Origin of the sequence: Candidatus Clavichlamydia salmonicola (assembly GCF_015356765.1) — a bacterium.
In the GTDB taxonomy this organism is placed as follows: domain Bacteria; phylum Chlamydiota; class Chlamydiia; order Chlamydiales; family Chlamydiaceae; genus Clavichlamydia; species Clavichlamydia salmonicola.
Map to the genome: position 1 here is coordinate 1 of NZ_WTCQ01000001.1, position 12,216 is coordinate 12,216.

The 12,216-nt window shown below is 34.9% G+C and carries 15 protein-coding genes; 2 read left to right on the forward strand and 13 right to left on the reverse strand.

The genetic code is table 11. The annotated features are described in order from the left end of the window. The 4 genes from CLAVI_RS00005 to CLAVI_RS00015 all read right to left on the reverse strand — a co-directional run. Window positions 1–1,099 (reverse strand): MPP10 family protein (locus CLAVI_RS00005; RefSeq protein ID WP_228547616.1); only part of this gene is annotated, 1,099 nt, incomplete at its 3' end. Between the two features lie 167 nt (window positions 1,100–1,266). Further along, window positions 1,267–1,401, reverse strand: a complete 135-nt coding sequence (locus CLAVI_RS05595) for a hypothetical protein (RefSeq protein WP_267239482.1) — start codon at window positions 1,399–1,401, stop codon at window positions 1,267–1,269. Window positions 1,402–1,479: 78 nt separating this feature from the next. Next, on the reverse strand, window positions 1,480–2,379 hold the full coding sequence (locus CLAVI_RS00010; RefSeq protein ID WP_194843544.1) for a hypothetical protein: 900 nt from the start codon (window positions 2,377–2,379) through the stop codon (window positions 1,480–1,482). A 141-nt stretch (window positions 2,380–2,520) separates the two neighbouring features. Continuing rightward, complete coding sequence (locus tag CLAVI_RS00015; protein ID WP_194843545.1) at window positions 2,521–2,760, reverse strand: hypothetical protein; 240 nt, start codon at window positions 2,758–2,760, stop codon at window positions 2,521–2,523. A gap of 54 nt (window positions 2,761–2,814) precedes the next feature. Between CLAVI_RS00015 and CLAVI_RS00020 the strand changes: the two genes are divergently transcribed. Beyond that, entirely contained in the window at window positions 2,815–3,057 is a 243-nt protein-coding gene (locus CLAVI_RS00020) for a hypothetical protein (RefSeq protein WP_194843546.1), read from the forward strand. Between the two features lie 37 nt (window positions 3,058–3,094). Here CLAVI_RS00020 and CLAVI_RS00025 read toward each other — a convergent pair whose 3' ends face one another. From CLAVI_RS00025 to CLAVI_RS00050, 6 genes are all read right to left on the reverse strand, one after another. Beyond that, entirely contained in the window at window positions 3,095–3,781 is a 687-nt protein-coding gene (locus tag CLAVI_RS00025; RefSeq protein WP_194843547.1) for a hypothetical protein, read from the reverse strand. A gap of 392 nt (window positions 3,782–4,173) precedes the next feature. Continuing rightward, a complete protein-coding gene (locus CLAVI_RS00030) occupies window positions 4,174–4,320 on the reverse strand; it encodes a hypothetical protein (RefSeq protein WP_194843548.1) in 147 nt (48 codons plus the stop codon). Continuing rightward, a complete protein-coding gene (locus CLAVI_RS00035) occupies window positions 4,274–5,236 on the reverse strand; it encodes a hypothetical protein (protein ID WP_194843549.1) in 963 nt (320 codons plus the stop codon). The genes CLAVI_RS00030 and CLAVI_RS00035 overlap by 47 nt, the downstream gene beginning before the upstream one ends. Before the next feature lie 200 nt (window positions 5,237–5,436). Continuing rightward, on the reverse strand, window positions 5,437–5,661 hold the full coding sequence (locus CLAVI_RS00040; RefSeq protein WP_194843550.1) for a hypothetical protein: 225 nt from the start codon (window positions 5,659–5,661) through the stop codon (window positions 5,437–5,439). A 57-nt stretch (window positions 5,662–5,718) separates the two neighbouring features. Beyond that, a complete protein-coding gene (locus CLAVI_RS00045; protein WP_194843551.1) occupies window positions 5,719–6,849 on the reverse strand; it encodes a hypothetical protein in 1,131 nt (376 codons plus the stop codon). 248 nt (window positions 6,850–7,097) lie between these two features. Then, entirely contained in the window at window positions 7,098–7,295 is a 198-nt protein-coding gene (locus CLAVI_RS00050; RefSeq protein WP_194843552.1) for a hypothetical protein, read from the reverse strand. Between the two features lie 795 nt (window positions 7,296–8,090). On the opposite strand from CLAVI_RS00050, the gene CLAVI_RS00055 reads away from it, so the two are divergent. Beyond that, complete coding sequence (locus CLAVI_RS00055; RefSeq protein WP_194843553.1) at window positions 8,091–8,807, forward strand: IncV family inclusion membrane protein; 717 nt, start codon at window positions 8,091–8,093, stop codon at window positions 8,805–8,807. Between the two features lie 23 nt (window positions 8,808–8,830). On the opposite strand, the gene gatB is transcribed toward CLAVI_RS00055, so the two are convergent. The 3 genes from gatB to gatC are packed head-to-tail and all read right to left on the reverse strand — an operon-like array spanning window position 8,831 to window position 12,095. Beyond that, window positions 8,831–10,303 (reverse strand): Asp-tRNA(Asn)/Glu-tRNA(Gln) amidotransferase subunit GatB, encoded by a 1,473-nt coding sequence (gene gatB, locus CLAVI_RS00060; protein WP_194843554.1) that lies wholly within the window; start codon window positions 10,301–10,303, stop codon window positions 8,831–8,833. Between the two features lie 14 nt (window positions 10,304–10,317). Next, a complete protein-coding gene (gatA, locus tag CLAVI_RS00065) occupies window positions 10,318–11,778 on the reverse strand; it encodes an Asp-tRNA(Asn)/Glu-tRNA(Gln) amidotransferase subunit GatA (RefSeq protein WP_194843555.1) in 1,461 nt (486 codons plus the stop codon). Between the two features lie 11 nt (window positions 11,779–11,789). After that, complete coding sequence (gene gatC, locus CLAVI_RS00070) at window positions 11,790–12,095, reverse strand: Asp-tRNA(Asn)/Glu-tRNA(Gln) amidotransferase subunit GatC (protein ID WP_194843556.1); 306 nt, start codon at window positions 12,093–12,095, stop codon at window positions 11,790–11,792. Window positions 12,096–12,216: the final 121 nt, after the last annotated feature.

The following is a 12,216-nucleotide window of genomic DNA, read 5'->3' on the forward strand; positions in this document are numbered from 1 at the left end:
CCTCTGAAAATACTTCTATACCATCCAAATAAGGATCTTGAATCGAACCTTCTTCATCATCTGATAAATCTTGTGGGCCCTCTGAAAATACTTCTATACCATCCAAATAAGGATCTTGAATCGAACCTTCTTCATCATCTGATAAATCTTGTGGGCCCTCTGACAATACTTCTATACCATCCAAATAAGGATCTCGAATCGAACCTTCCTCATCATCTGATAAATCTTGTGGGCCCTCTGACAATACTTCTATACCATCCAAATAAGGATCTTGAATCGAACCTTCTTCATCATCTGATAAATCTTGTGGGCCCTCTGACAATACTTCTATACCATCCAAATAAGGATCTCGAATCGAACCTTGCTCATCATCTGATAAATCTTGTGGGCCTTCTAAAAATACTTCTATATGATCCAAAGAATAATCTGGATCTTGTTGAATAACATCTCCTACTACTTCTGGACCAGCCTCTTCTAAAGGAGGCAACATAACAACTCTTGTTTCATCTTGATGCGCTGCATCATCTATATTTAAGTTTTCGAACAACATATCACAAAAAATCATACCTGCATCAACAAGATACATACCCCCAGAAACCATTCCTACGATATGCGCTACTGCACAAGGCATTGTTTTATTTTTATCACGATAATTCTCACCAACTAACATACACACAGGCAAATATATCAACCCATAAACAATACTTAGTGATCCTGCCATTATTATTGGAACACTATAAAATAACTCACGACTTACAGCCATAGAATGATAATAGGACCTTTTTAAATGCCGTGGAACAATAACATCTTCTGCAAGCATTACACTCAAATAAACACTACCCGCTACTCCATAAAAAAACCCAGTAGCCAAACATTGAATTCTAGAGTTATCAAGAAAGCATATGCTTGTTGAATTTAAAGTAGGAGTAACCATGTCTAAAGAAGAAATTCTACTTTCACAACTTTCATCATAACACCTAGCTGCTACAAACAATCCATACATACCTAAAAAACAAGATGTAACTAAACGAGCTCCTTGATATAAAGTTCCCAAATTTCGTTTAAAATTTGAAAAAGCAGCTTGAGGTGTTCTAGGCATTTGCTTACCCCAAAAATTTATAACTGGACCCATAAAGACAATACATCAATTTAACGATTAAGCTATGGATTCTAAGTTTAAAATATTAAAAATAAAAGTTATGAAAATAAATTTACTGCTTTTTTTTTGATTTATCTTAAAAATTTTCAATAATGACTCACAATATGCTATTGAGCTTGCTTTAAATGACCATAACCTGAAGTTAAATATACGTAACTATCACTACTCAATGTACTTTCTATGCCATCTTCTGAATCAATTTCCTGCATAAGAAATAACGAAACAACAACACCTATGTCCATTAACCTCTCCCCTATTTTATGAACTGGCTTAGGATATTTTTATAGCACTTCTATAAGCTTATTACTAGAAGCTGGATCTTATTGAATCACATCTTCTACTACTTCTGGACCAGCCTTTCCTAAAGGTGGGCACATAACAGCATTCTCTAAATCATTCTCAGGATAATTCTTACGCTTAACACAGCAAAAAAACCCTTTTCGACCATTTTTACCTTTACAATATTTCTCGGAGCCCTCTAATACTTCTTTTATAGGCTCGCTGCTATAAACTAATTCTTGTTGAGTGATATCTTCTTCTACTTCTTGAACAGCATTCTCTGAAGATGACAACATAATAACTGATAACACCTCCTTATTCCCCATATTACCCACTACCCCTAAGTTTGTGAAACACATATCAAAATACATTACCCCAACATCGGCAAGATATAAACCTCCTGACATCACACCTAAAGAATGCCCTACCTTACACCATATTGTTTCAACAGGACCATGATTCTCGCGCCCCATCAACATACACATAGGCATACACATCAAACCATAAACCATCCCTAATGATCCTGCTACTACTACTGGAACATTACATAATAACTCTTGACGTACAGTCGTATAAGGATAACAACGTTTTCGTTTATTGAAGGGCACGATAACTTGATTTCCAAGCACTACACCTAGATAAACAAGACTCCCTGCTCCATACAAGACCCCTGCAAACAAGCATGCAGTTCTTGATGCATCAAGAGCACATTGGGGTCTCTCACTTATACTACTAGGCGTCGTTAATGTAGAAAGAACTCTATCCCCACAACTTTCACTATAACACCCAGACGCTATAACCAATCCACTTACACCTAAAACAAATGACGCAACTAAACGGGCCCCATTGTATAAATTACCTAAATTTCGTCTAAAATTTGAACAAGCTTGTTGGGGGCTGGAAGGAACTTGTTTTCCTAAAAAATTTATAATTGAACTCATAAAACCAATTTCCACTGTTGTTGTTGACAAGCCATTAATCTTAAGAATACAACATTAAAAAATCTTTAAAAAAAATATATATATAAAATTATTTATCCTTAAGGTTTTCCTTAACGATTAAATTTGGATTCATCTTGTTGATTAACATCTTCTTGAATTGGCGAAATCAGCATTTTTTAAAGATGACAACACAATAACTGATAATCCCTCTTTATTCCCTGAATTATCATCTATCCCTAAGTTTGTAAAATACATTTCCCCAACATCAAGAAGATACAAAGCCCCTGAAATCATTCCTAAAGCATGTGCCACCTTACACCATCTTGCTTCAAGAGCACCATCATTCTCGTGTCCAAGCAATATACATAGGCATATATCCACCCATACTCATACCTACTGATCCTGCTATTACTATTGGCATATTACATAATAACCTTGCCTTACAGTCGCGTAAGGATAACAGCGCCCTTGCTTCTTGACAGGCATGATAACTTTATTCCCAAGCACTATACCCAGATAAAAAAGACTCCAAGAACTAAGCATGCAGTTCTAAGGACATCAAGAGCACATTTCATTCGCACCCCTGAAATAGACGTGATTATTGTTGAAGTAAAAACTTTATCCCCCATAACTTTCACCATAACACCTGGAGGCCATAGCCAATCCAGCCATACCTAAAAACCTGATAATACTTCTATAAATTCATTTCTATGATCTATGGCATAATATCTACTTGCATGTCTGCACACGCCTCTTGTAAAGCTGGCAACATAACAGCTTCTCTTTCCTGATCATCCACTGAATCATCATCTATCACTAAGTTTTGGAACAACATATCAAAACAAATCACTCCAACATCAACAAAATACATAACCCCTGAAGTCGCCCCTAAAGCATGGGCCACCTTACACCATCTTGCTGTACTCTGACCAGTATTCTCGACCCCAATCAACATACAGGCAGGCATGTAAATCAAACCATAAGCCGCGCCTAATGATCCTGCTACTATTATTGGAACATTACATAATAACTCCTGCCTGGTACTCGTATAAGGATAACAGTATCTTTTTTTCTTTAAGAGAATCGTAATATTGTTCGCAAGCACTAAACCAAGATAAACAGCACTTCCTACTCCATAAAAGACCCCTGCAACCAAGCATGCAGTTCTCAACGGATCAAGAGTACATTTGGTTGACACCCCTGAACTAAACGTAGCAACTTTATCCCCACAACTTTTACTATAACACCCAGACGCCATATCCAGTCCATAAACACCTAAAACACAAGATACAACTAAACGAACCCTTTGATATAAATTTCCTAAATTTCGTTTAAAATTTGAAAAAGCATCTTGAGGGTTGCTTGGAACATGCTTTCCAAAAAAAATTATAATTGAATCCATAAAACCAACATATTATTTTAATTTATAAATTATTAATTTTAAGAATATAACATTAAAAGATCTCTAAAAAACTCCTTATTATATAAAAATTTTTTCTTTAGTGACACATGGGCTTACTTTGACACATATATACCAATTTGAGCATTATCAATATGGCAACAAAATGCCCCTATAACAAACCCTGCTACACTTAAAACTGATAAACTTACTAGTCAGAACATCTTTCAAAGATTTCATACATTAGCTTTAAAGATTTAAAAAGCTTTTGCAGGATATTTAGTGAGTTCTCCACTCCAATAGTTCATTATAGAACTCATCGCTTTAATCGATAAGGTATTGATTTTAAAGCCATAATATTCAAATAACCTATTTGTTGAGTAGAAATTATTTCTTTATCTATTAGGTTTACCTAAATGATTTAAAAAACAATACCCTGAGCTTAAATACACAGAACTATCACTACTCCATGCCCCCTCTTTTCCATCTTCTGAATCAGGCTCTTGTACAGGAAACAATACAACAACAACACCTCTGCCCATTACTCCCTTCTACTTTAGAAACCGGTTCAGGATATTCTTTTAACACTTCTGTAGGCGCATCACTAGGATCTGGCTCTTGTTCAATCTCTTCTTCTTTCACTTCTGGATCAGCCTCTTCTAAAGGCGGCAACATAACATCAAGCTCTACAGCCTCTGTAGTAGGCTTCTTACCCTTAATACAGCAACACAGTAGTCCATTTCTACCATCGCCTTTAGGGGCTGCATGAGGATCTGTTGATAGTACTTCTCTAGCTTCATTACTAGGATCTGGATCTTGTTGAAGTACTTCTCCTTGCATTTCTGGATCAGCTTCTTCTAAAGGTGACAACATTTTTTGATGTTTTATACGTTTATGCATTTCTTTGATTTGATCAAAAGAACACAGATCTAACATTCCCAGAACAGCATCAATCAAGTAAAAAATAACAACCAAGTAGCTCAGCAACAGACGATCAAGATCAGATGACTTAATACACCCATTTCGAAACATTAATGCCCCAGAAACAACAGTAAAACTCATGGCAAATACTTTTGGAAGATATTCCCAAATTATACCCATCAAAAATGCATGATGCTGCTGAGGGTATTTATATTGTTTACTAATACTAGGTACTAGTAGTGTTTTCACTGCAGAAACACCAAAATCAATACCACTTGCTAATGCACAGGCAAGCCCAGCATATTTACACACATCGACTACATTAACATTAGGAGGAACAGGAGTAGATGAAACAGCTTTCTGATCTTTACATTCACAATATCCAGCCACTAACGCTCCTCCTGCTATTCCCAAAAAAACTGCGGATACTACCCGGACAACCTTCCAGACATTACTCAGATTATTTCTGATATTTACACAGGCCTCTCTATGATTAGAAGGAAGCTTTCTTCCAAAAATACTAATACCTAAACCCATAAACACCAAATATTTATTTAATTAACAGATTACTAATTCTAATACTAAAACATTATAAAAAAAAAGTTATGAAAATATTTTTATTATGAAAAAGTTTCTTTACCCATTAGATTTACCTAAAAGATTCAAAATGACCAATGACTCTTGAGCATGATTTAAAAAACAATACCCTGGACTTAAGCAGACAAAACTATCACTACTTAATGAACTCCCTCCTCATCTTCTAGATCAGACTTTTTTACAAACAATAACACAACAACAACACCTGATTTTATTACTTCATCGCCTTTAGGAGCTAGATTAGGATCTGGATACTGTTGTATCCTTACTTCTTCCACTTCTATGGGTTGAGTACTAGGATCTGGATCTTGTTGAATCGTATCTCCTAGTACTTCTGGACCAGCCTCTTCTAAATGTGGCAACATCTCTATAACTTCAACAATTGGGGGATTATCACCTTTAACACAACAGAATAATCCCTTTCACCCATTTCCTTTAGGAATTGGCTTTGGATCTGCTGATCCAACTACCACAGGTTTATTGCTAGAATAAGGTGTTCCTTTACGATTAAAAGCTACCACTGGATCTTGCTTTTCATTTAAAGGCCCATAAATTGGGTCTAAGCATACTGAACTGCCACTGCTACTCAATGATACTTCATCCCCTTCTAACGAAGATTGAGCAACCATAGAAACCATATCTAAACCTTCACTAACAGGAGACTTTTTACCTTTAACACAACAACACAACAATCCTTGATCCCCATTTCCTTTAGAAGTTGGCTTGTGATCTACTGATATTACTACCTTATGTTCATCACTAGGATTTGGATCTTGTTGAATCGCATCTCCTTTTACTTCTGGACCAGCCTTTTCTAAAGGCGGCAACATTTCTATAACTTCATGAGAACTACGCTGATTTTTATTTTTTCCATAACAAGACAAACAACCCTTTACTTGAGCATCAGATTCAATCTCTGATAAAAGAGAACGTGCTTTCACTTTTTTCCAAGATTTATGTTTAGAAATTTCTAAACAAACCATATCCCATATACATAATCCAACATCAAAAAAATAGAAAACTGTACATGCCATTACCAGACCATTAACAGCTTTACAGACCTTATCATATTTCTTTGCTTTACTAATAATCAAGACACACATAGGTATATAAATAAAACCATTTATACAACTAGTTACTCCTCCTAACATTCTTGGCAAGTCATCTAAAACCACCTCCTTCAGTTCCTTTTCTTCGACACTCCGTCCACCTCTTATCATAGTCTTAAAACATTTTGGAGCTAATACAACTGCTACTACTGCGGCTCCAGCTACTCCATAAAGCACTCCTGCACTTAAACATCCCTTAGAAGTACAATTATCATCTACTTGCCCTGTAGATGAAGTAGTAGCGCATCCTGATCCACTATTTGTTGAAGTATTATCAATATTGTAGCAAGATGCCCCTAAAGCAAGTCCTGCTATACCTAACAATGATGAACTTACTAGTCTGGATATTTTCCAAAGAGTGCACGCATTAGCTTTAAAGTTGCGACAAGCCTCTCCAGGAGTTTTAGGGAGTGTTCTACCCCAATCATACATTATAGAATTCATATAAACAATTTACTCGATTAAATTATAAGTCTTTAATTATAAGCCTGAAATAGAAAAAAAAATCAAAGACTAAAAAATAATTACTATAATTCTATTTTATATCTATGAGATATATAAGGGCTCATATTTATACTTTTATTAAATTAAATTATATGCGTTTAGTAGGATTAAACCTACTTATATTAGCTCAGATCCTTTATAACCCTTCAATCATTGCTTAAGCATCACTTTTTTTATTTATACGTTTTTCATACACAATTAAAAACTACCTCTTCCTCTTTTGCTTGAGTTGAAGGAATATATCTTGGAATTAAGAAAACAAAACTATCCATACTCAACGAACTTTTTTTACCTTCTAAAGAAAGTGATATAACCATAAGACCCATCTCTACACATTTATCAGCACATTTTTTTACTATTAAAAATAGCAATAACAAAATAGTCATTTCCTTTTATTGACTGTAGGATGTGGCTTAGGATCTTTTGACAATACTTCTATAGGTTCATTACTAGAATCTTGATCTTGTTGGATCATCTTTCCTTGTATTTATGGACCACTTTTTTCTATACCAGCAGAATCAAGATCTGATACAAGAGAACATACCACTAGGAGATCTTAATACATTGATAAAACTCAAAATTGTCCTTATCTGTATTACTAAGCCTTTTCTTCTATTATGAATTCATTTCTTATAATAGGCTGAGCAACTTTTTTGACTAATACTGCAACTCCATAACACACTCGTTTAGCTCAACAACCAATAGAAGTAAAGTTCTCCTAATTGCCTTTGATGCAGAACAGTAGTGTGTTAGCAAGCTCAGGTGCTTTCTGATAAACCACCTATAGCCTTATCAATATAGAATTCATAAAAACAATTAATTCGATTAAGTCATAAGCCTAGAGCAAAAAAAAAATCAAAGGATAAAGAGTAATTTCTTTAATCCTATCTTATAACTATGAGATATGTAAGGCGTTTGCATTTAGTTGGATTGAACCTACCTACATTAACTCATATCCCTTATAACCCTTCAATAATGGCTAAAGCATCATCTTTTTTCTTCTTTAGATTTATTTAAAAAATCATATTCATACATAGACATTCTCTCTTTTATCCTAAAGGACAAGCTTTAATATTGCTTTTTTTAAAGCTTTCATTACAAAATTATTAAAAAATAAAATTACATTAATTAATAATTGTTTTTATTGATAAAATTATTAAAAACTATTATTTCTTTTTTTTATGTCTGTTTCTTTACCTCCAGAAAATTCTTTTCCAATTAACCCTGATACCTCTTCTGTACCTATTCCTGAAAAACAGCTAGAAGCATCTCCTACAGGAGAAAAAGCACCTCTTCCAAATAAATTTTCTAAAGTAACAGGAATATTTAAAGATAATTTTGGCAAAATTACGCAACTACTTAATGATCATCCAAAATATCGTATGATCTTATACAGCACTATTATAGCTGTTGGAATTATTGCCATGGTTGTGTTGATCGTAACAACTCATGGATCTGGAATGGCCGCTTTGGGCATCATTCCCATGATAGGGATAGTTGGGGGAGCTGGAGGCTTGTTAGCTGGTGAATTATCTCATAACTCTAAGTACTCATCTACTCTTAGAAGAATAGCTGGGATCATTGCTCCTATTCTTGTTGTTTCTGCTGCTATTGCACTTATAATTGGAGCCAACTTAGCCACTGGTGGTAGCATTGCAATGTTAGGAAGCCCTTTATTATTTTTAGGTATTGGGTTACTTGCATCTACTTTTATGGTTATAAAGTTCGTTTCTATGCCTTTAATTAATAAGCCTGAGACCCAGTTTCTTGAAACACATCCATTTTCTGTCCATTCATCTGCAACAAACATTCCTCAAGAGAAAAACAATAGTGATTTACAAGAAAATAGAAATATTCAAAATCAAAGAAAAAAAAATAATGTAGACAACTCTAATTAAAAAATTAGAGTTGTTATTAAAATTTAGTCAATTAAAGCTGCTAGAAGCAATTCATTAACTAAGCCTGGAGCTGCTTTACCTTGTGTAGCTTTCATAACTTGACCAACAAGAAAAGCCAAAGCTTTTTTCTTACCTTCCTTATAGTCAGAAACAGAAGTTGGATTAGAGGCAACCACTTGAACAATAATATCTTGTAGAATGCCTTGATCCATAAGAGGCTCAAAAGCTTCATTACCACGAACTAATTCCTGTGGACTTACACCTGGAGATTCAATCATTAAGTCAACAAGACCTTTCGCCATTTTTCCTGTAATTTTTCCTGATTCAATCATTTCAACCATTTCAGCAATATGCTGAGGCACAACACCTGATGAAAGCAATGTCCCTTCTTTATTTTTGAAACGACCAATGAATTCTACAGTGATCCAATTAGCAAGAACCTTATAACTTTGAGTAAAATTAACTGCTTTTTCAAAAAAAGCTGCTAAATGCTTATCTTCAGTTAAAATAAGAGCCACAGCATCAGGTAAACCAAACTCTTTCATATATCTTTGATATTTAGCATAAGGAAACTCTGGTAAAGATTGTCTTACTTCCTCTATCTCTTGGTGAGATAAAATCAAAGTTGGTAAGTCTGGCTCTCTAAAATATCTATAATCTTCAGCACTTTCTTTGGAGCGCATAAGTACTGTTGTTTTCTTTTCAGCATCCCATCTGTAAGTTGCTGGGATGATAACCTCATTAATCGCTTTTTCAGGATTAGAACGATATTCTCTGATCTGTCTTTTAATCTCAGCCTCTAAAGCCATCCCCATAAATGTAAATGAGTTCATGTTTTTTATTTCAATTTTATTGCGTAATTCTTGCTCTCCTTTCTTACGCACAGAGATATTCGCATCAAAACGTAAAGAGCCTTCTTCCATGTTACAATCAGATATACCTAAGTAATCTACTAATAAACGAATAGATGTTGCGTATGCAATAGCTTCAGCAGGAGAGAATATGCAGGGATCTGAAACAACTTCTATTAAAGGCACACCTGCTCGATTATAATCAACACCTGCAAAGTCTAACGAATGCTTTAACATACCTGCATCATCTTCTATATGAGTTTGATGTAAAGTAAAGATCTTTTCTTCACCATGTACAAGCGCTGTTATTGACCCACCTTTAACTATAGGCTGATGAAACTGAGTAATTTGAAAATTTCTTGGGCTATCAGGATAAAAATAAGCTTTTCTATCAAAATAACTAACAGTTGATACATCACCACCAACAGCACAACCAAAAGCAACTGCTTTACGCACTGCTTCTTGGTTAAGCACAGGCAAAGCTCCTGGCTGACCTGTGCAAACAATAGAAATATTAGTATTAGGAACATCTCCAAAATGATTGAGAGCTGTAGAAAACAATTTTGACTGAGTATTTAACTCGATATGGACTTCAAGCCCAATAACAGGTTCCCAGTCCCCATAGATATCGCCTGTTTGTGTCATTTGTTCTTCCCATATTATCTTTGATTAAATAAAGGAGGCATTTTACCCCCATAGCCTGTGTTTTTTTCATATATGTAAGCTGCGTTACACAAATTTGCTTCTGCATATCGCTGGCCTACTAACTGGAAGCCATATGGCATACCATCATTATTAAACCCAGAAGGTAAACTGATAGCAGTTATCCCAGCAATGTTAACAAATATTGTATATATATCCTGTAAATACATATTTAGAGGGTCCATTATTGCTCCTCTTTTAAATGCTACACTTGGCGTAACAGGAGTAGCTAAAAAATCGCAGATTTTAAAAGCATTATTTAACTCACGAATAATGCGATTTTTGACCGCCAACGCCTTAACATAGTAGGCCTCTTTCTTAGATGATGATAGCACAAACGAACCCATCATAATCCGTCGACGTACTTCTTTACCAAAACCTTCTGTCCTACTTAATGCATATACTTCTTCTAAATTTTCAGCTGCCAAAGAACGATGCCCATAACGAATTCCATCATAACGAGATAAGTTACTACTGGCTTCTGCCATACTTAAAATATAATAAACTGAACAAGCATAACGTAAAACTTCCAGGTGAATATCTACAATTAATCCACCCTGATCTTTCCATACTTCTAAAGATTCTTCAAAATTTTTAGCCACATCAAGACTTAATCCACCAAGAAAATCTCGAGGAATCCCTAATGTTTTCCCCTTTATATTTTTATCAGAACAATTTATAGGCACTGGAGGAAGATTTACTGAAGTAGCATCTTGTTTATCATGACGACCTAGAATATTCAAAAGCAATGAAGTATCTTGCATAGTAGTAGCTAATGGTCCAATTTGATCCAAAGAAGACGCAAAAGCCACTAACCCATTCCTTGAGATTCTTCCATAAGAAGGTTTTAGTCCCACAACACCACAAAATGCAGCTGGTTGACGGACAGACCCACCTGTATCAGAACCTAACGCAACAGGACATAATCGCGCTGCTACAGCAGCAGCTGATCCTCCTGAAGATCCTCCTGGAACGCAGTCTAGATCCCATGGATTTGCCGTAAAACCAAAATAAGAATGCTCTGTTGATGAACCCATAGCAAATTCATCCATGTTCAGCTTTCCTAAGAAAGTAGCATCTTCATTTTCTAATAAGTTGATCACAGTTGAATTAAACAACGCTTCATAATTTTCTAACATCTTAGACGCGCAGGTCGTCTTTTCACCTTTAATATGAATGTTATCTTTAATGCCTATAGGAACTCCTGCTAACTTTCCAAATTTTCTCTCTCCTTTTAATCGTCTTTCATCCAAAGACCGAGCATGCGCCAAGGCTTTTTCATCAAAAACACTAATGAAAGCATTCACTTTTTTATCATAAGCTTGAATACGGTCTAAAAAACATTGAGTGATTTTTTCCGCAGATAATGATCCATCTAAAAAAGCCGCGTGAAGTTCTGTTGCTGATAACTGATACATCTTATTTCTCATTAATTCTTAATTACAGGAGGAACCTTTACTAAACCAGCAACATGATCAGGGACATTGATCAAAAAATCTTTTTGAGACAAACTTATTGTTGTTTCATCACTTCTTAAAGACTCTAAGCTCATCGTTTCATCTGCTTCATGATTATCTTGAAAATCTGATTCCTCACATTCTACCCCTTCAAGCACTCCACAATATTTTATAATGTTCTCTAAGTCTCCTATTAATGAATTCTGTTCTGTATCATTTAATTTAAGACGAGATAAACTCATCAACTGATTTAAAACATCTTGAGTTATATTTTTCATAAATAAACCTAAATATAAAGTTCTTTGGGAAAGAATTAGTTACTTTATAGTGAATAAGAAATCTTTCCAATCAAAAAAAAGTCCTCCTTTAACATCTTTTTTTTATTTTTCCATCTGTTAT